Source organism: Pararobbsia alpina (assembly GCF_965118125.1).
GTDB classification, from domain to species: Bacteria; Pseudomonadota; Gammaproteobacteria; order Burkholderiales; family Burkholderiaceae; genus Pararobbsia; species Pararobbsia alpina_A.
This window is the reverse complement of record NZ_OZ221288.1, coordinates 2157253-2183816: the sequence shown is the minus strand read 5'-3', so window position 1 is coordinate 2183816 and position 26564 is coordinate 2157253. Positions and strand designations below refer to the sequence as shown.

The 26564-nt window shown below is 61.1% G+C and carries 26 protein-coding genes and 1 pseudogene; 14 read left to right on the top strand and 13 right to left on the bottom strand.

Going from position 1 to position 26564, the window contains the following annotated elements:
• The first annotated feature begins 335 nt into the window (after positions 1-335).
• Positions 336-563: a transcriptional regulator gene (locus ACMFWR_RS27820; protein ID WP_413195601.1), complete on the top strand. Its 228-nt coding sequence runs from the start codon at positions 336-338 to the stop codon at positions 561-563.
• On the opposite strand, the gene ACMFWR_RS27815 is transcribed toward ACMFWR_RS27820, so the two are convergent.
• From ACMFWR_RS27815 to ACMFWR_RS27795, 5 genes are read right to left on the bottom strand one after another with little or no spacing between them, the layout of a single operon-like run.
• Positions 564-1613, bottom strand: coding sequence for a YncE family protein (locus ACMFWR_RS27815; RefSeq protein ID WP_413195600.1), 1050 nt, complete (start codon positions 1611-1613; stop codon positions 564-566).
• 19 nt (positions 1614-1632) lie between these two features.
• Positions 1633-2385: a TonB family protein gene (locus ACMFWR_RS27810; protein ID WP_413195599.1), complete on the bottom strand. Its 753-nt coding sequence runs from the start codon at positions 2383-2385 to the stop codon at positions 1633-1635.
• Position 2386: 1 nt separating this feature from the next.
• Positions 2387-2848: an ExbD/TolR family protein gene (locus ACMFWR_RS27805; RefSeq protein WP_413195598.1), complete on the bottom strand. Its 462-nt coding sequence runs from the start codon at positions 2846-2848 to the stop codon at positions 2387-2389.
• Positions 2845-3540, bottom strand: coding sequence for a MotA/TolQ/ExbB proton channel family protein (locus ACMFWR_RS27800; protein ID WP_413195597.1), 696 nt, complete (start codon positions 3538-3540; stop codon positions 2845-2847). The genes ACMFWR_RS27805 and ACMFWR_RS27800 overlap by 4 nt, the downstream gene beginning before the upstream one ends.
• Positions 3541-3554: 14 nt before the next feature.
• Positions 3555-5720, bottom strand: a complete 2166-nt coding sequence (locus ACMFWR_RS27795) for a TonB-dependent receptor (RefSeq protein ID WP_413195596.1) — start codon at positions 5718-5720, stop codon at positions 3555-3557.
• Between the two features lie 257 nt (positions 5721-5977).
• On the opposite strand from ACMFWR_RS27795, the gene ACMFWR_RS27790 reads away from it, so the two are divergent.
• The 7 genes from ACMFWR_RS27790 (at position 5978) to ACMFWR_RS27760 (ending at position 13079) form a co-directional block, all read left to right on the top strand.
• Positions 5978-6697 (top strand): acid phosphatase, encoded by a 720-nt coding sequence (locus ACMFWR_RS27790; protein ID WP_413195595.1) that lies wholly within the window; start codon positions 5978-5980, stop codon positions 6695-6697.
• Positions 6698-6744: 47 nt separating this feature from the next.
• The gene (locus ACMFWR_RS27785; protein ID WP_413195594.1) at positions 6745-7464 is read left to right on the top strand and encodes a response regulator transcription factor; all 720 of its coding nucleotides are present in this window, start codon (positions 6745-6747) and stop codon (positions 7462-7464) included.
• Positions 7442-8809: an ATP-binding protein gene (locus ACMFWR_RS27780; RefSeq protein WP_413195593.1), complete on the top strand. Its 1368-nt coding sequence runs from the start codon at positions 7442-7444 to the stop codon at positions 8807-8809. Before ACMFWR_RS27785 ends, ACMFWR_RS27780 begins: the two co-directional genes overlap by 23 nt.
• Before the next feature lie 366 nt (positions 8810-9175).
• Positions 9176-9487, top strand: coding sequence for a hypothetical protein (locus tag ACMFWR_RS27775; protein ID WP_413195592.1), 312 nt, complete (start codon positions 9176-9178; stop codon positions 9485-9487).
• 285 nt (positions 9488-9772) lie between these two features.
• Entirely contained in the window at positions 9773-10888 is a 1116-nt protein-coding gene (locus ACMFWR_RS27770) for an acyl-CoA dehydrogenase family protein (RefSeq protein WP_413195591.1), read from the top strand.
• Positions 10889-11032: 144 nt separating this feature from the next.
• Positions 11033-11899 carry a phosphate/phosphite/phosphonate ABC transporter substrate-binding protein gene (locus ACMFWR_RS27765; protein ID WP_413195590.1) on the top strand — a complete coding sequence of 289 codons (867 nt, stop codon included), beginning with the start codon at positions 11033-11035 and terminating at the stop codon, positions 11897-11899.
• Complete coding sequence (locus ACMFWR_RS27760) at positions 11856-13079, top strand: ferritin-like domain-containing protein (protein WP_413195589.1); 1224 nt, start codon at positions 11856-11858, stop codon at positions 13077-13079. The genes ACMFWR_RS27765 and ACMFWR_RS27760 overlap by 44 nt, the downstream gene beginning before the upstream one ends.
• Positions 13080-13085: 6 nt before the next feature.
• On the opposite strand, the pseudogene ACMFWR_RS27755 reads toward ACMFWR_RS27760, so the two are convergent.
• Positions 13086-13217 (bottom strand): annotated as a pseudogene (locus tag ACMFWR_RS27755) (MerR family transcriptional regulator); the annotation flags it as partial.
• Positions 13218-13311: 94 nt separating this feature from the next.
• On the opposite strand from ACMFWR_RS27755, the gene ACMFWR_RS27750 reads away from it, so the two are divergent.
• Complete coding sequence (locus ACMFWR_RS27750) at positions 13312-14265, top strand: hypothetical protein (protein WP_413195588.1); 954 nt, start codon at positions 13312-13314, stop codon at positions 14263-14265.
• A gap of 188 nt (positions 14266-14453) precedes the next feature.
• Here the strand turns inward: ACMFWR_RS27750 and ACMFWR_RS27745 are convergent, their stop codons facing one another.
• Complete coding sequence (locus ACMFWR_RS27745) at positions 14454-15527, bottom strand: SDR family oxidoreductase (RefSeq protein WP_413195587.1); 1074 nt, start codon at positions 15525-15527, stop codon at positions 14454-14456.
• Between the two features lie 134 nt (positions 15528-15661).
• On the opposite strand from ACMFWR_RS27745, the gene ACMFWR_RS27740 reads away from it, so the two are divergent.
• Positions 15662-16648 carry an AraC family transcriptional regulator gene (locus ACMFWR_RS27740; protein ID WP_413197367.1) on the top strand — a complete coding sequence of 329 codons (987 nt, stop codon included), beginning with the start codon at positions 15662-15664 and terminating at the stop codon, positions 16646-16648.
• Here the strand turns inward: ACMFWR_RS27740 and ACMFWR_RS27735 are convergent.
• Both ACMFWR_RS27735 and ACMFWR_RS27730 read right to left on the bottom strand, forming a co-directional pair.
• Complete coding sequence (locus ACMFWR_RS27735) at positions 16645-17268, bottom strand: dihydrofolate reductase family protein (protein ID WP_413195586.1); 624 nt, start codon at positions 17266-17268, stop codon at positions 16645-16647. The two genes, ACMFWR_RS27740 and ACMFWR_RS27735, sit on opposite strands and share 4 nt — an antisense overlap.
• A 190-nt stretch (positions 17269-17458) precedes the next feature.
• Entirely contained in the window at positions 17459-18061 is a 603-nt protein-coding gene (locus ACMFWR_RS27730) for a TetR/AcrR family transcriptional regulator (RefSeq protein WP_413195585.1), read from the bottom strand.
• Between the two features lie 93 nt (positions 18062-18154).
• Between ACMFWR_RS27730 and ACMFWR_RS27725 the strand changes: the two genes are divergently transcribed.
• The 4 genes from ACMFWR_RS27725 (at position 18155) to ACMFWR_RS27710 (ending at position 22156) form a co-directional block, all read left to right on the top strand.
• Entirely contained in the window at positions 18155-18979 is an 825-nt protein-coding gene (locus ACMFWR_RS27725) for an SDR family NAD(P)-dependent oxidoreductase (protein ID WP_413195584.1), read from the top strand.
• Positions 18980-19106: 127 nt separating this feature from the next.
• Entirely contained in the window at positions 19107-19742 is a 636-nt protein-coding gene (locus ACMFWR_RS27720; RefSeq protein WP_413195583.1) for an NAD(P)H-binding protein, read from the top strand.
• A 26-nt stretch (positions 19743-19768) separates the two neighbouring features.
• Positions 19769-20014, top strand: coding sequence for a hypothetical protein (locus tag ACMFWR_RS27715; protein WP_413195582.1), 246 nt, complete (start codon positions 19769-19771; stop codon positions 20012-20014).
• 33 nt (positions 20015-20047) lie between these two features.
• Positions 20048-22156, top strand: coding sequence for a putative bifunctional diguanylate cyclase/phosphodiesterase (locus ACMFWR_RS27710; RefSeq protein ID WP_413195581.1), 2109 nt, complete (start codon positions 20048-20050; stop codon positions 22154-22156).
• A 153-nt stretch (positions 22157-22309) separates the two neighbouring features.
• Here the strand turns inward: ACMFWR_RS27710 and ACMFWR_RS27705 are convergent, their stop codons facing one another.
• From ACMFWR_RS27705 to ACMFWR_RS27690, 4 genes are all read right to left on the bottom strand, one after another.
• The gene (locus tag ACMFWR_RS27705; RefSeq protein ID WP_413195580.1) at positions 22310-24112 is read right to left on the bottom strand and encodes an NAD(P)/FAD-dependent oxidoreductase; all 1803 of its coding nucleotides are present in this window, start codon (positions 24110-24112) and stop codon (positions 22310-22312) included.
• Between the two features lie 151 nt (positions 24113-24263).
• Positions 24264-25406: a helix-turn-helix domain-containing protein gene (locus ACMFWR_RS27700; RefSeq protein ID WP_413195579.1), complete on the bottom strand. Its 1143-nt coding sequence runs from the start codon at positions 25404-25406 to the stop codon at positions 24264-24266.
• A gap of 204 nt (positions 25407-25610) precedes the next feature.
• Positions 25611-26105, bottom strand: a complete 495-nt coding sequence (locus tag ACMFWR_RS27695; protein ID WP_413195578.1) for a GNAT family N-acetyltransferase — start codon at positions 26103-26105, stop codon at positions 25611-25613.
• Between the two features lie 18 nt (positions 26106-26123).
• On the bottom strand, positions 26124-26417 hold the full coding sequence (locus ACMFWR_RS27690; RefSeq protein WP_413195577.1) for a DUF1330 domain-containing protein: 294 nt from the start codon (positions 26415-26417) through the stop codon (positions 26124-26126).
• Positions 26418-26564: the final 147 nt, after the last annotated feature.

Genomic DNA, 26564 nt, shown 5'->3' with positions numbered 1-26564 from the left:
TTCGCGTGGAATTTCTCGTACGCCCTTGTATTCGTCACCTCGACGAAGCAGGACGATTTCGCAGGTAGGCTGCGTTGACGCAGATCGATGCCGGACGGGCCGAATCATCGGAGATCGCGATCAGCGTGTGCTGAGGTCTCGTGCGTAGGGAAGTAAGTGTCTGCCTTGAGATAGCGAACGCGCTTGCATATATCGCTCACATCAAGGCATCACATCGACGGCGACGGATATCAAAGCCCCGCCACCCTCATATCGATAGCGGAAATGATCGTTTCCGTTGCGTGACTGCGCTGTGTAGTCTCGAATCCGGACGTGGCTCAGTCGCAGGGATTCTTATGATCGAAGTTCGCTCGCAGGCGCTTTCTTACAAGGGGTATCACGTGGCCGTCGAAGCGCGACCCGTGTTCAACGGGCTGTTCGCGGCCAGTCTGACGCTCGACCCGACCGATGCACCGGGCCAGGACCCGGTGCATTTCGATGCGGTCGACTATTTCTTCGAGCCCGATCACGCGCTCGCTTACGGCGCACGATGGGGCCGTATGTGGATCGACGCGCGCGCCTGATCAGGCAGGCGGCGCAACCACCACGACCTCGACCGAACCGGGCACGATCGTCGGATGCGGATTCGGCTTCTGAGTCGTCGCCTTCGGTGCAGGACCGAACCTGGCCGACACCAGATACACGCGATGATGGGTCTCGTCGAGCGCCATGGTCTTCGCGCCCGATCGAGTCCTGACGTTCTGCGAGACCGAGAAATGATCCGGATCATCCTCGTGAATCACCGTCAACGTGCTGCTATCGCCGTTGGAACTCAGCGCCACCTTGAGCACCGGATCGAATGCCGCAGCATCAGGATGGTCACCGATCGGCAGCTGTGCGACGACATGCCCCGTCGTTGCATCGACCACGGCCATCCGTTGATTCGAGCACGTCGCAAACAAGCGCTTGCTGTCGGCATCGATCGCAAGCCCTGAGGGCTCTTCGCACGGCGCCAGCGTCCAGTGCGCCATCACAGTCGAATGCTTCGCATCAATTTCAACGATCTCGTTCTTGTCCTCGATGTTCACGAACACATGCCCGTCGCGATCGGCGGCGATCGTTTCGGGTTTGCCACCGACATCGATCGTCGCTTCAATATGCCGGCTAACCGGATCCACAACGCTGACACTGTGAGCATGGCCGTTGCTCACCCAGATACGGTCCGAATCCGGGACATACAAGATGCCGTCGGGATCAGCGCCGCCTGCCTGAATCGTGTCGACCGTCTTCAACGTATCGAGATCGACGACAGCAATCGTGTTGCCGCGGCCGTTCGTCACGAAGCCCAGCTTGTGATTCTGCGCGAACGCGAAGCCATGCACGCCGGACATGTTTGCGATCTGTCCGACCCGATGCCCGGATTCGGTATCGACGACCTGCACGTAGGTATCGCGACTGACGAACAGATGGTGACGCACCGCATCGAAACCCACGTAGTCCCAACGCTCGGTACCGGGCAACTGGAAATGGGCTTCGACAGCAAACGTGGAAGCATGTGAATCAGCGGCTTGGGCCATCGCTGTGGCACCCAGCCAGATGCAGCTCGCCAGAGCGAGCGACTTGCGAATAGTCATAAATGTGTTCAAAGAAGTTTCACTCGGCGCGATCGTCGAGATCGAACGTCACCCAGATTTGCTCTGACAATGCCTTACCAGCCCATTCCGCCGCAGGCTTCGGAAACGCAGCATCGTGAACCGCTGCCACCGCAGCGCGATCCAGCAGGCCGACCCCGCTCGATACGACGACGCTGATATCGGACGCTACACCGTCCTGATACCGGAAGGCTACGCGCGTGCGGCCCGACATGCCGGCCATCCGCGCCGACTCAGGATAGTGCAACGCAGCCTGAATCGCGGCGCGCAGCGCGCCTTCGAAGCTCTTGTCGGGCCCGGCCGACTGCGCAGCCTTGGGAGGCGTGGCTGGCTGTGCCGGCGCAGGTGGTGCAGCCGGAGCGACAGGTTGCGCCACCGCGGACGGTGTGACAGCGGGCGTTTGCGGTGCGGCCACCACGGGGGGCACTGGCACGGGCGGTGGTACCTGACGCTTCGGCGGCGTATGCACGACCGGATGAGCGACAGCTTCGTGCTTCACAGGCGGAGGCGCAGCAGGTTTCGGCACGTCTGGCGCGGGTGCGGGCTTGGGCGGCGCAGCGAGCGACAACGTCACCACCGTCGGCGGACGCGCGACATGCGAATGGACCCTGTCCTGCAGCACGCGACAGGCTCCGGCGATCAGCAGCGCTTCGATCACGAGTGCGAGCGCGACGGCCGGATAGATCCGGTTCCGCTCGCGTCGTGTCTCGCTCAACGTCTCGTGCATCGTCATCGGGAACAGTTCGGTAGCCATGTCACTGAGGTGCGGCAGCTTGTGTGCCGGATTGCGGGGCAGGTTGCGCGCCGGGCTGTGCGACAGGCGTCGCAGTCGGCTGTGCAGCCAGCGCGACTTGCGACACGCCCGCCGTGCGGCACGCGTCCATCACGGCGACGAGCCGTTGAATATGCGCCTGCGCCGCTCCGGCCACGGTCACCACGGTGTGACCCGGATCGGGTCGCGCCGCGAGCATCGCCGTCAACGCTTCAGGCGTCATCGACTTCCCGTCGACCGACACACCCCCGTCGTCCGCAATCGACACCGTCACATTCGGCGGCACGAGCGATTGCGCACTACTGCTCGACGGCAATTGCGTACGCAGCCCGGCATTCGGAATCATGTGCAGCGTGATCATGATGAAAAACACCAGCAGGAAAAACATGATGTCGATCATCGGGATGATCTCGATGCGGGCCTTACGCACCTCCAGATACTTCATGCTGACGCTCCGTGCGTTGCGATCGATCCGGCCATCGCGGGCGACACCTCGCGCAGCGTCGCCGCGTGGGCATTCGGAGCGTGCACGATACGGTTCACGAGTGCCACTTTCATGACTTCAAGCTGATGAATCACCACACGCACCCGGTTATGCAGCCCGTTGAAGAACACAAGGCCCACCATCGCGACGAACAGGCCCGATGCCGTCGCGACGAGTGCCTGGGCGACGCCACCGGTGACCTGGGTCGGCGCGTTCGCCGTATTCGACAACACCTGGAACGCGTTGAACATCCCCACAATCGTGCCGAACAGGCCGAGCAACGGCGCCAGCGTCACGATGGTGTCGAGCACCCAGAGAAAGCGATCGACACGCGGCGCTTCGCGCATGATCGTCTCCTCGAGATGCGCACTGAGATCGTCGCGTGACGTGTGCCGCGCGAATCGGGAGGCGGTCCGGATCAGACTCGCGATCGGAGTGCCGCGGAATTCCTCGGCACAGGCCGACAGCGAGGCCGGCGTGATCGATTCGATCCGGTCGATCTGAATCAGGGCAACGTCAACACGGCGCGTAACCCGATACAGATAGTTGAGGCGCTCGATGATCACGGTCAACGCAATCAGCAACATCGCGGCGATCACATAGAGCACGCCCCCCGAGTCGTTGGCGAGACGAAAAACTGCATCGACGGTCATGGATGTGCTCCGCGTTAGAAGTCGGTGGAAAGGGTGCCGATAAAGGCACGACCCGGGATGGTCCAGTAAAGCGGTGTGCTGTCAGCAGCCGTGTAACCCGCGAGCCCGTCGATGCTCGTGCGATTGAACAGGTTGTCGATCTGGAAGCCGAAGCGCGTGTTATGCGTCCACGGCAGCAGATTCTTGATCGTGTACGTCGCCGCAAGGTTCGTCACCGCATAGCCGCCGATCGGCTGCGTATCGCCCGTGTCGCCAAACTGATGGCCCACGAATTTGGTGATGACCGAGCCCGTCAGCGGACCATGGTCGTAGAGCACACCCAGTGCAGCCGTTTCCTGCGGCGCATTCGGCATCCATGTGTCGGTCGTCTTTTGCTTGGCCGAATTGAACGTCAGGTTTCCATACAGGCTGAAGCCATAGCCGACCGACAGCGTCGCTTCAGTTTCAAAGCCCTTGTACGTCGCGCCGCCCGCGTTCTGGAACACCGTGTTCCCAGCGACCGTGCGGCTCGTCACAGCGTTGTGGAAGTTGATGTAATAGAGATCGGCCGATACCGTCAGGCGATCCGTCTTGTACGTCGTGCCGATCTGGTAGTTGTCCGTCTGTTCCGGGTCAGGCTGGCCCGACACGCTCGGGTCGGACACGTAGAACACATTCAGGTTCGGTGCGAGGAAGCCCTGCGCGTACTGGATATAGGCACTCCAGTTCGAATTGATCTGCTCATGCAGCGTGAACGACGGCAGGACCTTGGTCCACGTATGGCCGTAGTCGACCGGCACGCCCGACTTCTGGTCGATCGGCGCATCGATCTGGCGATTGAACGAGACATACTTGACGCCCGGCGTGAAGGTCAGACCGTAGGGCAGCTTCCACTCGTACTGCACATACGGCTCGAACGTCAGGAACGTGTCGTTCATCGTGAAGTTCTGCGACAGGAACGCATAGTTCAACGAGTCGTCGACGTTGAAGTTGTCACGGAAGTTCGACTGGTGCGTGAGCCACCCGCCAAGCTCGAGCGTGCCCGGCCCGAGGTCGCGCTGTGCGCTGATGACATCGCCGAATGCGCGGTAGTTGTTGTTCATCTCCTGCCCCGGCACATTGTTCGCGCCAAGCGGCGTGCCGTTCGGCGTCTCGCCATTCGGATCGAGACCGTTGAAGCCGTTGTGGTAGTACCCGTAGGTGTAGAGCTTGTTGTCGATCTTCCAGCCGGCGATCTGGGTCTGAATGCCCAGGTATTCGAAGTCGGTGTTGATCAGGTCCTTGTTGTAGTTGTAAAAGGACTGGCTCGTCGGGTCGCTGCTCAAACCGAAGTTGGGACCGTACTGCTTGATCTGCGCCGCCGTTGCGCCGAACGGAACGTTCTGGTGCAGATTGTTGTACGTCGCGAACAGGGTGATCAGCGTGTTGTCGCCGATCGGCTTTTCGAGCTTGAAATACGCGTCCTGGCGACGCAGCGACGAGTTCGTCAGGTAGCCGTCGGTGCTCAGCTGGTTATAGCCGACCATCGCACGGGCATCGCCCCACTGCTGCATATTCCCCGTGTTGAATTCCGCACCTGCATCCCACGTGTTGAAGCTGCCATACGAGCCGAGCACCGAGAACGACGGCGTCATCGACGGTTCCTTCGACGTCAGGCCGATCGTGCCGCCGAATGTTGCGAAGCCGATCTGCGATGCGTCGCCGGGACCGCGATCGATCGTGATGTTGCCCAGAAGCTGGTTCGAGAAGAACGACGTCGAGTGGTGCGTGAAGTCATTCGAATCGCCAAACGGGATGCCGTCGAACGTCACGTTGTACTGACCGTCCTGAAAGCCGCGGATCGACAGCGTCTGCGATTCCATCAGCCCCGATCCGTTCGGGTCGATACCGGCGACGCTCGGCGCGATCTGCACGATATCGGTGTAGTTCGACGTCGGTGCAGTGTTCTCTTCGATATAGCGCTGGCTGATCGTCGACTGCGGCTCGCTCGCCTTGAGCGAGCCTTGCGACGGTGCCTGTGCCGGCGCCGTCTCTGCCTTGCTCACGGGTGTCCCGGCCGACGACGACACTGCCGTGCTTTGCACCGAACCCAGATCTCCGCTCGCCTGTGCGAGCGCCGTCTGTGCGCCCGTCGCGCACAGTGAGGCGATAACCAGTTGTGTCAGGGGCTTCTTGCGAAACTGCGTCCGTACCCGTTGCATGATCCAAGCGTCCTTGTTTTAGTGTGCGCCGTGTGGCGTTGTGCGATTCGAACGGATGGTAGAGACGTCGCGTTAATTGCAGGTGATGGGTCCCTTACGAAGTTAAGGAGCGCGACACTTTAAGCCTGGATCCGCAAATTCAGGTTCCCTTAAGCTGACCGGTGGTATTAAAGATTTAACTTTGTAAGCGTCTCGACTTTCGATTTGCATCATGGATCGATACGATTTCGGGTTCCAATGACTCCTCGCACCGTCCCGTGAATTCACGTCGTCCTTACGCTTTCGTTCAGATTGCATGGCTTGTTTCGGCGAGCGTCTTCAGCGGTCTCGCCAACGCTGACACTGCGCACTATCTCGATCCCCATCAAGTCGACCTCGCTGCGCTGCTGGCGCCACCTCCCGCCGCAACATCCGCGCTTCAGCAGGCCGATCTCAAGGACGTGCTCGAGATTCAGCGTTCACGTACACCCGAACAAGTCCAGCGCGCGCAAGGCGACACCGAGAAGTCCGTGTTTCGCTTTGCCGATGTGCTCGGACCTCAGTTCACCGAGGCCAATCTTCCGAAGACTGCGGCGCTCTTCAAGCGCGCGGCGTCGGATGCGGCGATGATTGCAAAGGAAGGCAAGGACCATTTCCATCGCCTGCGTCCTTATCTGGCGAGCAACGAGGTTCATCCCAGCGTTGCACTGGATCCGAAGGACATCGACAACTCCTATCCGAGCGGTCATGCGACGTTCGGTTATATGAGCGCGATCCTGCTGGCGCAAATGGTCCCCGAGCAGAGCGCGGCGCTCTTCGCGCGCGGCCGTGAATACGGCGACAATCGCGTCATCGACGGCGTTCACTATCCGAGCGACGTCGAGGCCGGACGCATCGACGGCACGCTCGTCGCGGCCGCGTTGATGAACAACGCCGAGTTTCAGCAGGCGTTTGCCGATGCCCGGGCGGAAGTGCGTCACGCGTTGAGCTTGCCCTGATCGTCCAACCATTTTGTAAGCGCCGACCACTCACCGGATACATCGCTTTGGAAAGTCAGCTTCCGGCACCCAGCGTCGCGGGCCGCAAACCCCGCATTCTCATTGTTGAAGACGACGACCGGGTCAGGGTCGAAATCGCCGCCGCGCTCGAGGATCACGGGTTTATCGTCGAGTGCACGGCAGATGGACATACGGGCCTGATTCAGGCACTCGGCGAACAGCACGACGCCATCGTGCTCGATCGCATGCTGCCCGATATCGACGGCCTGTCGATCCTTGCGACCTTGCGTAACGTCGGCAAGCAAACGCCCGTGTTGATCCTGAGCGCGCTCTCGGCTGTCGACGAACGCATCCGCGGTCTGCGCGCCGGAGGCGACGACTATGTCGTCAAGCCCGTCGACAGCCTTGAATTGAGCGCACGGCTCAATGCGTTGCTGCGGCGCCGCCTGACCTCGCATACGGCGACAATCTGTGTCGGTGACCTCGTGCTCGATACCGAACAACGCGACGTCAGGCGCGGTGGCGAGGTCATCGATCTCAAGCCGCGCGAATACAGCCTGCTCGAATTTCTCGCACGTCATGCCGGACAGGTCGTGACGCGCGCCATGCTGCTCGAGTCTGTCTGGAATTACCACTTCGATTCGCGTTCCAATGTCATCGACATGCATATCGGCCAGCTGCGCCGCAAGATCAGCTTCAACGGACGCTTGTCCGTCATGATCCAGACCGTTCGGAACGTCGGCTATGTCCTCCATGCCACCGAGTAACGCGAAGCTGTTCCGCATGGGCAGCATCGGATGGCTGCTGGCCGTCTACATCGTCTCATCCGTGCTGCTGTTTGCCATGCTGTACTGGGCCACGCACAGCTATCTTGTCCACGAAGTCGACGAGCGGCTGATCGGCGAAATCGCGGAGTTCAGCCCGATCGGCAAGGCACAGGCCATCGCCGACATTACGGCGCTCAGTCATCGCGATGTTGCCAGCAGCCGGCCGTACGGTGTGTTTGACAATCAATACCGATGGCTCGCGGGCAATATCCGAACATTGCCTCGTGCCGCGGACAAAACGCCCTTCGACTATGTGCAGTCGGTCGACAGCGGCAGGGATGCGGATCCCGGCCACTTCCGGGGCATCATCGTTCCGACGACGAGTGGGTTGCGTATTGTCGTCGGCCACTCGATGGACGAAATTCTCGGGTTCGACCGTACGCTCGTGAAGATGCTGTGCGTCGGGCTGGCTCTGACGATCCTGCTGTCGATCAGTTGCGGTATTGCGCTGACCCGCATGTCCAACCGTCGCATTCGTGCGGTCAGCGCGACGGCACGCGACATCATGTCGGGTCAATTGAATCGCAGACTGTCCGTGCACAACACGCACAACGATCTCGACAGGCTTGCCGAGATCGTCAATCGCATGCTCGATGAAATCGAGCGGCTGGTCGCCGAGGTACGCAGCGTGTGCGCCGGCATTGCACACGATCTGCGTACGCCGATGACACACCTGCGTAGCGGACTCGAGCGTGCCTATCGGCGCGCCGACAACGTCGACGACTATCGTGCCGCGGTCGATGAAGCGATCGCTCAGTCCGACGTCGTGCTCGGCCGCTTTACGGCACTGCTGCGCATTGCCGAGGTGGAAGCAGCGAACCGGCAGGCGCGCTTCGTCGATATTCACCTCGACGAAGTGATTCGTGATGTTGTCGAACTGTACGAACCGGTCGGCGAAGCACGCGGACTATCGGTGCATGTGCAGGCGCCCGTGCCTGTGCGAATGTTCGGCGATATCGATCTGCTGTTTGGTGCCGTCGAGAATCTCCTGGATAACGCCCTCAAATTCACCCCCGAAGGCGGCACCATCACGATCGGCGCACGTATCGAGGACGGCAGCGCCGTGCTCTTCGCGGCAGATTCGGGTCCTGGCATTCGTCCCAGCGAGCGTCAGGCCGTGCTGCGGCCTTTTTACCGAAGTTCTGATCGGCCAAGCAATACGACCTCGGGACATGGCCTTGGTCTGAGTCTCGTCGCGGCGATCGCTCGCGTCCATCACGCCAGCGTCGAAATCCTCGACAACGAGCCCGGGTGCCGGATCGAGCTTCGATTCGCGCACCGCTAATCGCGGCCAGTCATCACGACTGGCCATCGCCAAAGCAAATAATCCAGTATTTAAAATCACTGCGTTTCGAATACGAGGCGCCTGCCGATTCGCAATTAAGATAATTTCCTTACGATTAAAGGCTTGGCGATAAATAGCCAAACGAGGGGCTGACATTGCGAGAATCCCCCTTCAGTTCAGGCACGGAACAAGTCCACACGGTATTGATAAATCGATGTTTTCGTGCACCTGTTGAATACCCTCGCCTGGGCCTTATGTGCACCTTAAAGCGAGCGAATTAAATAGCAAATAAATCTCTCAAGTGGATCGACCCCACGTCGATAAATCAGCTGCCGTCACCCGGCAAATCCATTTGGAGAAATATTCATGTCTATCCAGGCAACAAGCGGTTCGACCGCGAACCTCACTTCATCGGTGACCAGCGCACCGTCGCCGCAGACGGCGTCGACAGCGAAATCCTCGTCAACGACGAAGACCACGTCGGCATCGTCAAGCAGCACGACGACAACGTCGCCGTCCAAAGCACCGGCTTCGACAACGGTGTCAATCAGCGATGCCGCGAAAGCGCTCCTCGCTGAAGCAACCGAAACGTCGGTGCAAACCGCACAGGAAGCCAGCCATGGCGACCGCCAGGCGCAGAACCTGCTGGCCAGGGAGCAAGCCGCGAAAGCGGGCTAAGGCCCGGATCTGAACGCCTCGCCCCATGCTCCATGATGCCGGCGAGGCATTTCACACGTCGCGCTGCACGCATTCTCATCCCCTGCAATAATCGATTCGCCCGCGGTATTTGAAGTGCTGCGGGCTCTCTTTAGTGCGAGAGTCGTTGTTGCAGGTCTGCATGCGACGAAGGCACGCCGGGACACCTGACGGGTGGCTCTGCACCCAGCCGATACCCCATCGGCTGGCACGTCGCATCGACGGCCGATCAACACGCTCCTGCCTCGACATATGGGAGCCGGTTCGATGTCCTACGTTGATGCACTCGAACAGATCGTTCAAACGGTCGTTGTCCCCGCCGTTCACGATACCGATCAAAACGCGCAATTTCCGCGCACCTCCGTCGACGCACTGGGCAAGGCCGGCCTCCTCGGGCTGTTGAGCTCGGCCGATGTCGGCGGCATGGGCCTTGGGCTCGCCGATGCGTGTCGGGTCGTCGAACGCATTGCGCAAGACTGTCCGTCGACCGCGATGATCGTGACGATGCACTACGCGGCCACGGCGCTCATCGAAAAGCATGGCCCATCCGACATCAGGCGCGCGATCGCCGAGGGGCGTCACCTGACGACGCTCGCGTGGTCGGAAACCGGAACACGTAGCCACTTCTGGGCTCCCGTCGGTACCGCACAGGCCGATGGTGCCGAGATCGTGCTCAATGGCAGCAAGAGCATGGTCACCTCGGCGCAGGAGGCCGATTCATACATCTGGTCGTCGCTACCCGCCGCCGCGCAAGGCGCCAGCACCCTCTGGCTTATCGACAGCCGCTTGCCGGGTCTCCATTGCCCGAAGCCTTTCGATGGGCTGGGGCTGCGAGGCAACGCCTCTGCCCCGATTCGCGCGGACAGCGTGCGAATTCCGGCGGGCACGATGCTCGGCGGCGACGGTTCGGGCTTCGACATCATGATTGCCGACGCATTGCCCGTCTTTTCGGCGCTGGTCGCGTCGAGTTCCATCGGCATGATGGACAGCGCGCTGCAACGCGCGACGACGCATATCACCGGCAATCGCTTTGCGGAAAGCGGCAGCTCGCTCGCCGACCTCCCGACAATCCGTGCCTACCTTGCTCGTGCACGTCTGCGCGCCGACCAGGCCCGTACCTTGCGCGACGACACGTTGGCCGCGATGTCCGAAGGACGTGCAGACACCATGTTGCGCGTGCTCGAGGTCAAGGCCGCCGCAGCCGAGGCCGCGCTCGAAGTGACGGATACGGCCATGCGTATCTGCGGAGGTGCGGCATTCCGCAAGGACGTCGGCATCGAGCGCCTGTTTCGCGATGCGCGCGCGGCATCGGTCATGGCGCCGACCTCCGACGTGCTCTACGAGTTCATCGGTCGCGCGCTCTGCGATATGCCGCTCGCGTGACCCGATACGCCGATAGCCCGACTTGTCGACGCACTAACGCATCGACGCCCTGATACATCGACGACCGGACACACGTGTGAGCCACCGAACTGACGACTTGATCGCTTCATAACCCGACAACCCGACGACCGACCCCTGAACCTTATGTCCGCAAACGCACCCCTTATGCTCGGCGCCGTGGCCTACGCGCCCAAAGTCGTGACGATCTGGGAAGGCTTTAAAGCGTGGTTCGCCGAGCGCGGTGTCGCGTTCGACTATCTGCTGTATTCGAACTACGAACGGCAGGTCGAGGCACAGTTTGCGGGGGATATCGCTTTCGCGTGGAACTCCCCGCTTGCCTGGATTCGCGCCGATCGGATCGCGCGAGCCAAGGGTCAGCGCGTATGGCCGCTCGCGATGCGCGACAGCGATATCGATCTGCGCTCGGTGCTGGTCGTCGCGACGACGAGTGCAATCCAGGAGCTTGGCGATCTTCGCGGCAAGACGATCGGCTTCGGCGCGATCGATTCTCCGCAAGCGACGCTGATTCCACTCGACCACTTGCGACATCAGGGCGGTCTCGTCGCGGGACGCGACTACGAGGCGCGACGCTTCGACGTGCTCGGCGGCAAACATGGAGACCACATCGGAGGTGAACGCGATGCCGCGAGCGCGTTGCTGCGCGGCGAAATCGATGCGAGCTGGATGATCGCCGGCAATTACCACGCGTTCGCCAACGAAGGCACGCTGCCCGCCGGCGCCACGCGCATCCTCGCGACAACCGGCGCGTTCGACCATTGCAACATGACCGTGAGCCCCGGCGTGACGGAAGACGAGGCGCAGCGCTTCGGGCAGATCCTGCTCGCGATGGACTGGAACGATGCGCGCGTACGCCCCTTGCTCGAACTGGAAGGTCTCAAGGCGTGGCAACCCGGCCGCTCGAGCGGCTATGCGTTGCTCGACCGCGCGGTCACGGAGGAAGGCTTCTATGACGACGAAGGTCGTATCGCCGAGCCCGCTTATCGATATTGAGGCCGTCGGCTTCGACGCAGGCGCGCACGTCCTGGTGCGGCACGCGCTCGCCGCGCTTGCGCCCGGCGACGCGTTGCGTGTCGTCGGAAGCGCTGCGGGCTGGGATGTGCAGCTCGAAGACTGGTGCCGCCGCCAGGGCCATACGGTCCAATGGGAGACGCGCGACGATACCGGGCGCGTGGGCATCGTCACGCGCAATGCGCACTATGGCCGCTGGCGCGATGCCCTGCGTGCCGGACACAGCGATCCGCATGCGGCCGACGCCGTCGCCGAACGTGCACTATCGGGTTGGGGTCTGGCCGCACGAGGCGCATCCGTCGAAGCGGGTTCACCTGCTTACACCTTCAGACTCAACACCAAGCGAGACCTCTGGGCAGACAACGTCACCGAGCTGTACGCGCAGGCCGTTGCGGCACAGTGGAACCCCGATGAGGCGATCGACTGGAAGGTCCAGTTCGACAATCCGCCACCGGTCGAACTCGCTGTCGTGCAGATCATGACGTACATGATCGAGAACGAGAACGCAGCGCTTGTCATCCCGGCACGCTTTCTCGGGCAGATACATCCGCACTATCGTGAACTGCAAGCCGCGCTGGCAATGCAGATCGCCGACGAAGCGCGCCACGTCGAAGTGTTTACACGCCGAGTCCGATGCAAGGGCCATGAGCCGTTACTGTCGACAGCCGGTGGTCAGGCGTCGCTCAAGAGCCTCGTCGACGAGCCCGATTTTTCCGTCGCCAGTTTTCTGCTGTCTGTGCTTGGAGAGGGCACATTTGTCACGCTGCTTCACTTTCTGCAGGTTCACGGACCGGATCCTTTAACGCGCCAGATCGCGCGCCTCACAGGTCGCGATGAAGCGCGCCATGTTGCGCTTGGCATGTCGCATCTGCTTTACCGGCTCGAGCGCGAACCCGATCTTCGAATTCGGCTCGCTCGCGCGGTGGAGCACCGCCACGAGACACTCGCCGCGACTGCGGGGCTTAACGAAGAAGTGTTCGATGCACTGATACTGATCGCGGCAGGCGAACTGACGCCGACTGGCGTAGCGCGTGGCTATGCTCAGGTGCAGCAGTTGATGTCGGACATGGCCGATGGCCGTTACGCAAGGCTCGTCCGACTCGGCTTCGACCGCACGCAAGCGCGGGAACTGGCGTTGCTGCATACGCGAAACTTCATGTGATGCGCGTCACTCGATCGGCGGTACGGCACCTTCCGACAACGTCCTGATAAGTCGCTCGCGACGCCTTTCAAGGTCTGCACTCTGGCGTTCAATCTCGACCAGATCTCGTCGATGCACATCCGTGATGTGACTGCAGCTTCCCGACAAGCAAGCACTCACTGAGTTCCAGGTTCGAGGCCGGGAACGGCCGATGCTACATGAGCACAACGAAAAGTTTTTCGACGAGGCTCATATGGCAGACGTTCAAGCACGCCGGCGTTCGGCGGCGGCGGATTGGGTGGCTGATCCGGTTAGCGCGCAAATGGCCAGCGCGGTCAGTCCGGTGTCGTGGAGTGCTGTATTCGCGGGCGCGGCAGCAGCCGCTTCATTTGGACTGATCCTGCTCGTGCTCGGCACGGGCCTGGGCCTCGCGACGCTGTCGCCATGGATGTCGGCCGAACACAACGCGCATGTGTTCGGCTTCGCAGCAATCATCTGGATCTGCGTCACGCAAATTCTCACCTGCGGCATCGGCGGCTACATGGCCGGACGTCTTCGCGGGCGGTGGTTTGCCATCCATAGCGACGAGACGCACTTTCGCGATACAGCGCACGGTTTCCTGGTCTGGGCGATCTCGACACTGGTGACGGCCGGGCTGTTAGCCGGTGCGGCGAGCGGGTTTCTCCGCGAGAGCACGCAAGCCGCAGCGAGCGCCGCCAGTGCAGCGGCGCCGGTCGTCGCGTCACTTGATCCAGGACGCGGCAACGCCTATGCGGCCGAAAACACCTGGCCTGTGGGTTATCTCATCGACGGACTGTTCCGTTTGCCGGCCGATGCCGCATCGCAGCCGGCGGCACCCGGGTTTGCGATGTCGGAGAAAGCCGAGGTTGCTCGCATCTTCCTCAACAGCCTCGGCGCGGGAGCCGCGCTCTCGAATGAAGATGCAACCTATGTGAGCCAACTCGTCGCGCGGCGAACGGGCGTCAGTGTCGAAACAGCGCGCGCACGCGTCGACACGACGTACACCCGGCTTCAGCAAAAGACGCAGCAAATCAAGGATGCTGCCGCTCAGAAGGCGCGCGACGTCGCCGAGGAAGCCCGCAAGGCCACTGTTCATGCCTCGCTATGGCTTTTCGTGTCCATGCTGATGGGTGCTTTTTCTGCGAGCCTCGCAGCGACATGGGGCGGCCGCGAGCGCGATGCTTAGGCTGCGGTCGTGTGCGCTCTGACAGCCACCCTTAATACGTCACACAAGATAACGCTCGACGCGGCGCACGTTCAGTAACGAATCGCCGCGACGATCCAAGACCTCTCTTCGACAAGGAGCTATCCATGCGTTCGATCCTGCTTTATATGCTCGGTGTGCCGATCCCGATCATTATCCTGATCGCTTTGCTATCGCATTGACGAAGTGCCGGGCCCCTCTTGCGCCGCATCTTTCGAGGTATTCAGCAGATCGAGCCGGATGAGGCTCTCTGCAGTCGCAACAATCGCATCCTCGCGACTGCGTGGCGTCCATCCGAGCAGACGTCTGGCTTTGTCGCCCGATGAATTCATATTCACGCTGAGCAGCGGCACCAGACCTCGCATTGCCGGGTTCTTTCGCGCGATCCAGCGAATCACCCAGTTCGGCAGAACGCGTGTGGACACCTTATGAGCCGCGGTGCCTATACGTTCGCGCAGCAAACGCGCGACATCGACCATCCACATGCTCTCACCCGTCGTTGCGAGAAAGCGCTCTCCCTTGGCGGCCGAATGCGTCATCGCCTTCACGTGCAGGTCGGCAACGTCACGTACATCGACAAAGCATGAATTGATCTTCGGGCAACCCGGTTGCCCATCCATCATTTGCTTGATCAGCCTGATCGAGTGCGAGTAGTCGGCACCGAGCACGGGCCCCATCACGGCGACCGGATTGATCGCGCAGAGCTCGAGGCCACGCCCCTCCCTTGCGACGAACTCCCACGCTGCCCGTTCAGACAGCGTCTTCGACCGTTGATACGGCGCGACATTGCCGGTCAGGTCACTCCAGTCACTCTCGTTGAATGGCCTGCCGAGCGATCGATGTCCGGCTCCCACCGCGCCGAACGCAGATGTCAGAACGACGCGCTTGACGCCGGCCTCCCTCGCCGCACGCAACACCCGCAGATTGCCGTCCACCGCCGGCCGAATCCAGTCCTCCTCGCGCACCTGGTCGCCCGACGGTGTCGGCGATGCGCCATGCAGGACGTAGGTGCATCCGGCAGTCGCCTCCGCCCAGCCGCGGTCATCCTGAAGATCTGCCACGACGAACGACAGGCGATCGCCGGGTACGGCTCCGCCCTCTTTCAGGTTCGCGCGCACTTCGGCTTCACGCGCGAGCGAACGAACCGTCGTCCTCACGTTATAACCGCTCTTCAAAAGCGCGAGGATGCAGTGCTGCGCGATAAATCCCGTGCCGCCTGTTACGAGTACCCAAGTGTCATTCATGCGTGTGGTCCGGTTGCGCACGAGCGAGAGCGTCGGGAAGGCAGCCGCACCCCCGATCGCGCGCGATGTCATCGCTGTCTCTCACGGCGTGTTTCAAAGAGCCACGAGATTAAGGTCGATCCACCGGACTTTGAATACTTGAAAGTACGATTTATTTGCGTGATAGTACGGATATGCGCACCGACCCCTTCTCCGACATTCTTAAATTCACGCGCGCCGAGTCGCTCGTGACGGGTGGCTTCACGGCGGGCGGCTCATGGGCCATTCGATTTCCCGCGCCTACCTCGATCAAGTTCTTTGCTGTCGTGAAGGGCGGTTGCTGGGTAAAGATCGAAGGTGAATCCGAGCCGATTCGTTTCGATACCGGCGACGTCGGGCTTCTCGCTGCGCGGCGGGCGTTTGTGCTGTCCAGTGACCCGGACCTCACGCCGGTCGACGCGATGTCGCTGTTTTCAGGCGCAGGAAAGTCGACCACGCAGATCGGCGACGGTCGCGACTTTGCGCATATCGGCGGCCACGTATTGCTCGATCCGACAAGCGGCCGGCTGCTCGCCGACGTGCTGCCGCCGTGGATCCACGTGCAGGCAGCGTCCCGGCAGGCGACAGCGTTCCGCTCGCTACTCGATCAACTCATCGAAGAACGCGCGAGCGACTTGCCCGGCACACAGCTCGCGACGGCACAACTCGCGCAGCTTCTCTTCATTCAGATCCTGCGTGCGCATCTGAAAACAGCCGAGCACATGCCATCCGGATGGCTACGCGCGATGGGCGATCCACGGATCGGACCGGCGCTTCGCCTCATGCACGGCGACCCCGCCCGCGCATGGCATCTCGAAGAACTCGCGAAAGCGTGCGCGATGTCGCGAACGACGTTCGCTTTTCACTTCAAGGCCGTTGCAGGCATTGCGCCACTCAGCTATCTCGCTGAATGGCGCATGCGCCTTGCCGAACGCGCACTGAAAGACGAATCCACATCGGTGTCCGTCATCGCGCGTTCACTCGGCTACACATCGGAGAGTGCATTCAGCAACGCATTCAAGCGCGCAACCGGCCATTCGCCGAGGGCGTACCGAACCGTTGTGCGAGACACGGAACCCGACGTTGCCGGGATCGAAGCCTAGGTCGTCGGCCGGTCGATACGACCGTACGTCGGCTTGCCGTTGCGCTCGAGTCGATGAAACGTCGCGCCCTTGGTGCTTGTGATCGACTCGACCTGCTTGAGCGCAGCCGGCATCGTGCCGCTGCCGAACAAGCGCTTTCCGGAGCCGAGCAGGACCGGAAAGATGATGATGCGGTACTCGTCGACGAGGTCATGCTCGAGTAGCGTTTGCATCGCATCGCTGCTGCCCCACGTGTGCAGGGTTCGGCCGGGTTGCTCTCTGAGCTTGCGAAGCTCCGCGACGACATCACCCTTGATCAGCCTCGAGTTGTTCCAGCTCACCTGTTCAAGGCTGCGCGACATCACATACTTCGGACGCGAATTCAGCGTTGTCGCGATGGGATTGTCGGGGTCGGTGATCTTGGGCCAATAGTTCGAAAAGATGTCGTAGGTCTTGCGGCCCAGCAGAAAGCCGTCGGCGTCCGCCATGCCTTCGACGATCACCTTTCCCATGACCTCGTCGGTATAGGGCCCCTGCCAGCCTCCATGCAGGAAGCCACCTTCTTCATCCTCATCCGGGCCGCCGGGAGCCTGCATGACGCCGTCGAGCGTCAGAAATGCATTAACGATGATTTTGGGCATTGTGTTGTCCTCCGCCATGACGACGAACCACATCGGGAAAAATCGACACGCCGCGTTAAAGCAAACCGCTCCGGGGATCGGATCCGATCCGACGGCTTTGACCGTGCTGCCTTCCCCGCCGAGCTGGATCGGGCCGTACTTCAGTTTTCCAAAGACAAGCTTCGATGAATAGCGAGGCGCCTGCCTGATTTCACCGCTTCGACGTCTGCTCAAGCAAATCAAAAGCCTCGTCGATATAACGCGTCAGCGGATGCGCGGCCTCTTCTTGCCGCCAGTGCTCCTTGGCGATTCGCAGCGCGCCGATGGCCAGCATGGCGTCCATACGTAAAGCGCTTCGCCGAGCGGGGTCGGGCCACATCTCATACATCGCCTCGGCGAGCACGTCCTCCATCTGTACCAGCAACGCTTCCTTACGCAGCCGAAGCGTCTCGATCGATCGCAGAATCCGGTCCGCGAGGATGGATTCTTTGGTCTCGTACATCGATGCGAGCGTGACAAACGTCTTTCGCGCCGCGGCGATCGGCGATAGCTCAGGCGACTGCTTCAGGAAAGTGGGCCGGAGTGCTTGAGGAAACTTGCCGCTCTCATGCGCCAGAAGGACGTCTTCCTTCGACTTCAGATAGTAGAAAAACGTACGGCGCGAGATGCCCGAAGCGGCGGTGATCGCGTCGAGCGTCGTCGCTTCGTAGCCGTTCTCGATGAAGAGCTTCAGGCCCGCATCGGCGATGCGATCAAGCGTCACCTGGCGCTTGCGGTCGCGCAGGTCGTTTGGAGTGTGTTCGATTTCAACCATGTCGCAAGTCTGACGGTCGGCACGCTTCTTGACAAATTTACACTGAGTGCGATAGTTTGCACTCAGTGTAAATTTACATCAGGAGGTGCTGCCATGTCGTCAAAGGTCTGGTTTATCACGGGTGCATCACGGGGATTGGGTCGCGTCTGGGCGGAAGCCGCGCTCGGGCGCGGCGACAAGGTTGCGGCGACAGCGCGGGGCGTGACAGCGCTCAATGATCTCGTTGAAACATATGGCGATGCGGTGCTGGCGTTACCGCTCGACGTGACGGATCGCACGGCCGTATTCGACGCCGTCGATCACGCGCATCGACACTTCAACGGTCTCGATGTCGTCCTATGCAACGCGGGCTACGGCTATATGGGGGCGATCGAAGAGCTGGAGCACGATCAAGTCAGGGCCAACTTCGATACCAACGTCTTCGGCACGCTCTCGGTCATTCAGGCCGCGCTGCCCATCCTGCGCCAACGGGGCGGCGGCCATATCCTGACGGTGTCGAGCATCGGCGGCATCATTGGCTTTCCGACCGGGGGCAGTTACACCGCCAGCAAATTCGCCATCGAAGCGATGTCGGAAGCACTCTCGGGCGAAGTCGCGCCGTTTGGTATCAAAGTCACCATCATCGAACCGGGGCATTTCGCGACCGAGTTTCGCTTGTCGGTGGAATCCCCGCCAGCGATTGCAGCCTATGATCCGATACGTCAGGCGATCCGGTCGTCGTTCAAACCCGAAGATTTCGGCGATCCCGCCGCGACCGCTGCCGCGATCTTCGAAGCCGTCGATGCCACGGAGCCACCGCTTCGCCTCGTACTCGGCGCTTCGACCATTCCGAAGTTCCGCGCCGTCTATGCAGCACGGCTGAGTAACTGGGCGGAGTGGGAGACCGTTTCAAACGCCGCCCACGGTCAGAGGCTTTAAGCCAAGGGTGCGTTGAAGCTGCCATCTGCGCACATGACGACGCGCTAAGCCATCCGAGCGCGACAGCCTGAAAAACTAAAACCGGGCACGCCTGATCGCTCAGGCGCCCGACACGGAGAAGCCGAACATGAGACTACTGTTGTTGGGTGCTACAGGGCTCGCAGGAAGCCGAACGTTAGCGCTTGCGCTGTCCAGTGACGCCGTTTCGGCAGTGATTGCACCGACGAGAACGCCGCTCACACCGCACCCGAAACTGGTCAATCCTGTCGAGTCCCGTCTCGTTGACCTATTACCCGCTGTAGCGGCGTCGTACGAGCTCGATGCAGTGATATGCGCACTCGGAACAACGCAGGCCATTGCCGGCACGAAAGAAGCCTTCCTGCATGTCGACTACGAACTGCCCGTTGCATTCGGCAAGGCGGCGCACGCGGCGGGCGTAGAGACCTATGCCATCGTGACTGCCATGGGGTCGTCAGCAAACTCCCGCTTCTTCTACCCCAGAACGAAAGGCGAAGTCGAACGAGACATCAGGGCCATCGGATTTCAATCCCTGACGATTTGCCGGCCCAGTTTGATTGGCGGCGAGAGAAAAGAGACCCGGCGAGCAGAGGGCGCGGCACTGAAGCTCGCGCGGCTGCTGACGCCGATATTGCCGAAAAAATATCGCATCAATCCGGCGAGCTCGATCGCCCATGCGCTGCTTAACGCAGCCCTCGCTTCAAAGCCGGGCTGTCATTGGATCGGTTCGGAAGCCATGAACTAGGGTTCGGGAGGATCGCTGCGCTCCGGATGGACACCGCGACAAAAACCAGAGAAGAACAAGAAAAGCGCTGCAGCGCACGGCTGCCAGCAAAAGAAGCGCATCGGCAAAAACCCGCCACCGTCCAGCAAATGTCCACTGCTGCTATGCTCCGGCAGCGAAAAATTGACTCCTTTGGCGCTAAAGTCGATCCGATCGCGGTCGATATGACGTACATGGAAAATGTTTGTCCGACGCCATTCGCGCACGACATCTTCACAATCTCGGCCCTTTGACGGCCAGATTCGTCACTCTCAGGATAGCCAAGCATGCTGGTGGGTAGCTACGACTCCTCGTTAGTCGTCTTTTCATTTCTTGTCGCCGTGCTGGCCTCATATACAGCACTGGATCTGACTGGCCGGATTGCCACGGCCTCAGGTCGAGCGGTTCACTGGTGGCTCGTCGGCGGCGCAGGCGCCATGGGTACGGGCATCTGGTCGATGCACTTTATCGGCATGCTCGCGTTCAGCCTTCCGATTCCGCTTGGATACGATCCGCTGATTACGGGGCTGTCGCTGCTGATCGCCATCGCGCTTTCAGCGTTCGCGCTATGGACCGTCTGCCAGAAGACCTTGCCCTGGGACCGCCTTGTACTAGGCGCCCTCGTAATGGGCGCCGGCGTTGCCTGCATGCACTACTCGGGCATGGCGGCGATGCGGATGACCCCGGGCATTACTTACGACCCCGCCTTGTTCGGCGCGTCGGTGCTGATCGCCGTCATCGCGTCGGGCGCGGCGCTGTGGATCGCGTTCCAGTTGCGCCGCGACGGCGAACACACGCGCAAGCTCCGCATGGGCGCCGCCGTCGTGATGGGCGCCGCCATCGTCGGCATGCACTACACGGGCATGTTCGCCGCACAGTTTCCTGCAGGCAGCTTCTGCGGTGCGGCGCTCCATGGCGTCAGCAACGTATGGCTCGCGTTCGTGATCATCGTCGCGACGATCGCGGTACTGTCGATTGCACTGATCGTCTCGATCCTCGATCTGCGATTTGAATCGCGTACCTCCGTGCTTGCCGTCTCGCTCGCGCAAGCCAATCAGGAACTCACGCATCTCGCCCTGCACGACAACCTGACCAAGCTGCCGAACCGTGTACTCCTCGAGGATCGGCTGAGTCAGGCCATCAAGACGATCGACCGCGAGGGCGGCACGTTCGCTTTGATGTTTATCGATCTCGATGGCTTCAAGGCTGTGAACGATGCCTACGGGCACCGCATCGGCGACCTCTTGCTCGTTGACGTCGCTCAACGTATCCGGGGTTCCGTGCGCGGTCAGGACACGGTGGCGCGCGTCGGAGGCGACGAGTTCGTGTTGATCGCTCAGATACGCAGCCCTTCCGATGCTGCGGGCCTTGCCGAACAGATGCTTCACGAAATCGAAAAGCCCGTTCAGGTCGGCGGCCACGATGTGCGGGTATCGGCCAGCATCGGGATTTCCGTGTACCCGGGCGATGGTGCGAATGAGCATGAGCTGCTGTCGAATGCCGACGCCGCGATGTACTACGCCAAAGCTTCGGGGCGCAACACGTTCTGCTATTTCGAAACCTCGATGCATCAGAACGTGCACAACCAGTTGCAGCTCCAGCAGGATCTGCGCAAGGCACTGGTACGCAGAGAGTTCGTGCTGCACTACCAACCCAAATTCCGCGCGCCCGATGGTCCCGTGCTCGGTGCTGAAGCCTTGTTGCGCTGGCAGCATCCGTCGCGAGGCCTCGTCCCGCCCAACGACTTCATTCCGCTGGCCGAGAAGACTGGCCTGATCGTTCCGATCGGAGAATGGGTGCTCAACGAAGCGTGCCGCCAGATGAAGAAATGGCTCGACGAAGGTCATGCCGACTGGACCGTGGCGGTCAATCTGTCGCCGGCACAGTTCGCGCACAGCGGACTCGTCGACACGGTGGGCACCACGCTGATGCGGCACGATCTGAAGCCGCACCATCTGACGCTGGAAATTACGGAATCGACCGCCATGCGCGACGTCGAGACCAGCCTGGCCACACTGGGCGAACTCAGCGCGATGGGCGTCAACATCTCGATCGACGACTTCGGCACGGGTTACTCGAGCTTGCTCTACCTGAAGCGTCTGCCCGCGACGGAGTTGAAGATCGATCGTGGCTTCGTCAGCGAACTCGCGCACGATTCGGAAGATGCCGCAATTGTTTCGGCCATTGTCGGGCTTGGCCAGACGCTCAATCTGAAGATCGTCGCAGAGGGTGTAGAAACGCAGGAGCAGCAAGAATTCCTGACGGCGCTTGGTTGCGATTCGCTGCAGGGCTTCCTGCTCGGGAAACCGGTAAGCGCCGAGCGATTTGTCTCGATGGCGGGTGCTGCGGAATCTGAGAAGGCCCGTACTGCTGGAGACGTAACTCAATCGTCGTGAACGAAGCGCCGTGTCGGATGACGGATGAACACGACAGGGCTCCGGATCGACACGTTCGAACGGTCATCCGTCGTCCCGTAGCGACTCGGCACTTGAAACAGGGGGCACTTGCGTCATCCGCAAGTGCCCCCTTTTCTTATTTGCCTTCGCGCCTCACGCTACGTGATGCACCGCCTGTAGTCCGTACACCGGCGTCGGAATACCCTCCTGTCGCGCCTTGATCTGCAAAGACAAGTACTGCGAGTAGTGCCGCGACTGGTGTAGATTGCCGCCATGGAACCACAACGCGTCCTGCTGCGTCGGCTTCCACATATTGCGTTGCTCGCCTTCCCACGGCCCCGGGTCTTTCGTTGTCGCTGACCCCAGTCCCCAGACCTTGCCGACCTTGTCCGCCACTTCGCGCGAGATCAGGTCGGCCGCCCAGCCGTTCATCGATCCGTATCCGGTTGCATAGACAACGAGATCCGCGGGCAACTCGGTGCCGTCCGAGAGCAAGACCGAATTCGCCTTGAGCTCCGCCACATCGACGTTGCTCTTCAGCTTGATCTTGCCGTCCGCCACGAGATCCGAGGCACCCACATCGATGTAGTAACCCGAGCCACGCCGCAGATACTTCATAAACAGGCCGGATTCATCGTCACCGAAATCGAGCATGAAGCCCGCACGTTCGAGCCGCTTGTAGAACTCCGCATCGCGCTCCCGGATCTTGTTGTAAATCGGGATCTGGAACTCGTGAAGGATCTTGTACGGCAGCGACGCAAAGATCATGTCGGCCTTCCACGTCGTCATGCCGGATGCGACGGCGCGCTCGGAATAGAGATCGCCAAGCCCGAGATCCATCAGCGAGTCCGACTTCACGATATGGGTGGACGAACGTTGAACCATCGTCACGTCGACGCCCGCTTCCCACAGGGCCGCGCAGATGTCATGCGACGAGTTGTTCGCGCCGATCACGACGACCTTTTTACCGCGATACGCATCGGGTCCGGGATGCTGCGACGAATGGTGTTGCTCGCCCTTAAAGACGTCCATGCCCTTGAACTTGGGGATGTTCGGCTTGCCGGACATCCCGGTGGCGAGCACAAGCTGCTTGGGACGCAGCGTGATGGTCTCTCCTCCGCGCTCAACCTCAACGATCCATTCACCCGCCGCTTCGTCATAGCGAGCCGATTTGCACAGCGTGGAGCCCCAGTAGTTCAGCTCCATGACCTTCGTGTACATCTCGAGCCAGTCGCCGATCTTGTCCTTCGGCGAGAACACCGGCCAGTTATCCGGAAACGGCAAATACGGCAGATGGTCGTACCAGACCGGGTCGTGCAGGCACAGCGTCTTATAACGTTTGCGCCACGCGTCACCGGGCTTGTCGTTTTTGTCGATGATGACGGTCGGAACATTCAGTTGCCGCAGCCTGGCCCCAAGCGCAATGCCACCCTGTCCGCCGCCAACGATCAGGCAATACGGTTGCTCGCTCAGACCCAGCGATTCGCTTTCCTGCTCGCGACGCTCCTTCCAGCTCGTACGGTCCGTGCGCGCACCATGCTCGGCACCCATCGGACGTCTGAGATTCTTCGGCTCCTCATGACCTTTAAGCTCGCTCATCACGGTGAGCAGTGTCCAGATACGCCCGTTCTTCAAACGGATAAAGCCGTTGCCACGCGCGACTCGGGTTTCGAACGTGATCCAGGCCTGCGCGATGCCATCTGCTTCAGTTTCGGGCTCACCCGGCGCCAGGCGGAAGTTCGATGGCCCGACGGCTTTGAGTTGCGATTCGAGCATCGACGTGATCTGGTCACGGCCCTCCATGGTCTTGATGTTCCAGGTGAAGCTCACCAGATCGCGCCAATAGCAGTCCGGCTGAAACTGTTCGACGATGCCGGGGATGTCGCCACTGGCAAGCGCGGTGTTCAAACGTTCGAGAACGCCGCTGACAAGATTGAGGGAATTACCTTCAGGCATGGTTGCTCCTCCATGAACTTGGATGACGCGTTGATAGGTCATAAGTCGACTGAACACGGGTCTGTGCCCGCTGGGAAATCGAACTGCACATCGCAAACCGAACTGCATTTCGCAAACCGAACTGCGCACCGCATTGCAAACGTGTCGATAATCAGCGCCGGTGCGGCGGCACGATGTTGTGCTTGGCGATGCGTCGATAGAGCGTCGCGCGCGAGACACCCAGAAGTCGAGCCGCCTCTTCGGGGTGCCACTTCGCTTCGGTCATCGCGTCGACAATGCGATCGCGCTCGATCGCATCGACTTCAGGCAGTGGAGCTTGTGGCTTGACGGCCGCAGGCTGAGGCGCGGGCGCGCGACGAACCGTTCGCAAGTTGGGCTGACGGACCCGCGCAAAAAGAGGCGCACCGCTGCCCGCGAGCCGCAGCGCGATCAGATCCCGGCCCGGGCGAGCATCAAGAAGCCGTTCGGCACGCGTGTCGAACAGAGTCGACACCTCGCATGGCATGCGCTCGAGTCCGGGTATGCACTCCATTGCACGACGATTCGCGGCCACTGCGCGACCGCGTTCGTCGAACGCGATCAGGATCTCGGGCTGCGCCTCGACGTAATGGCGATTGCGGTGCGCGAGCAGCACCCATCGATGCGTGGTCGCGTTAAGAAAATAGCTGTCCTCGATGAGCACCGCACTCTGCCGCACGATGTGATTGACGATGCGCTGGCTCTCGCGCTCGTCGGGCGAACGCACCGCAGAGGCATCCAGCACCCCGATCAGTTCACCCGCCAGGCCGAATATCGGCGACGCGCTGCAGGTGAGCGCCGTGAATGCCGCGCGAAAATGGTCGGTCTTGTGAACCGTGATCGGTTCCTGGTCGAGCAGGACCGACGCCACGCCGCACGTACCCTCCTCGCGCTCCGACCAGCACGAACCCATATACAGACCGGCGCGTCGAAACACATGGCGTCGATCAGGGTCGACCCGATAGTCGATCGTGACGCCCGCGGCGTCCGTCAGCATCACGCAGTAGTCGGCTTCGCGTACCGTCTCGTGCAGACGCGACAGACATTGGCCGGATGCCAGCAGTACGGATTCCTCACGATGACGCACATCACGCAATTCGGTGCCGGTGAGAATCCGGGGCCCGGCTGTGGCGCCGGGGTCGAGATGATAGTCCTCGAGAGAACGCCGGTACGACGACACAAGACGTTCCGATGCGTCACCGCCCGGCCGGGGCGCACGGCCCTCGATGGCGTTGCGCACCCGCTCCAGATGCCTTGCCTGTGGAACGTACGGCATGACGAGTCTCCCGTGGACCGGTTATGACGCACTCAAAACAGCCCTGGCGCGACACACCGACACTTCGTTGATGCATGCGTTGTATCACGCGCAATCGTCAAGATCACACTGCAGTGCACCATCGACGGGATTGAGACTTTTGTCTCAGGGGGTTTGGGCGGACTCGTATCGGCCCTATCTATTGCCGTTCACCCGGCTTCGGCTTCAGGTCAGTGTCTTTTCAAACCAGTGATGGGCATAGGGTTCGGCGTTAAAAGCGGGTACTTCAATGTATCCGGATTGCCGATACAGTCGGATCGCCTCCGATAGCGCCCGATTCGTTTCGAGGCGAATCACGTGAACGCCGGCCTGTCGCGCGTGTTTTTCCGCTTCTTCGATGAGCCGTCGGCCAAGACCCAGGCCGCGAGCAGACTGATCGACCCACATGCGCTTCAGTTCAGCGGGAGACGCGTTGTGAAACTTCAGTGCAACACAGCCGATGGGTTTCGCGTGAAGCCTCGCGATGATCAGCGCCCCTTCCGGTGCGGAGAGTTCGCTGGCATCCGCCGACAAGCTCAGTGACGGATTGAATCCCGAGTCAAACCTTGCGTTCAATTCCGCGAAGTATTGCTGGAAGCACCATTGCGCGTCTTCACTAGCGGGGTCTTCGATCGCGAAACGCACCATGGAGGCCCGCAGCAAGCGTTCAACGTCGGACATCGCTGCGAGCCCTCCTGATTACGAGGCCGTTTCGACGACGAACATCCGCGCTTCCTGCGCTTCGTGACGCTCAGCCTTGATCGGTGCGTACTGTTCAGAATGGTAGAAAGCGAGCGCTTGCGCAAGCGTCGGAAACTCGAACACGCCCGCCAACGGCAGCGGTGTGTCGTCTCCCTCCAGAATCTGCGCGACAGGACCGAAGTGCAGGATTTTTCCACCTGCCTCGATGAGTGCCGCCTGAAAGCGCGGCGCGAGCGCAGCTTGCTTGGCGGAGTCGATCACGCGTAGGTTGACATGTACGTAGGCCGGCATTGTTTCTCCATTGGATGAGTCATTCAGTCACGAAGTCCCTGACCGCGTGCGCTCCGAAGGCCTTAGGCGAACGCCCTACGACTCGCCTGAAGGCGTTGCTGAACGCACTGTCGGAAGGGTACCCCAGTGAACGACAGCGCGCGGACG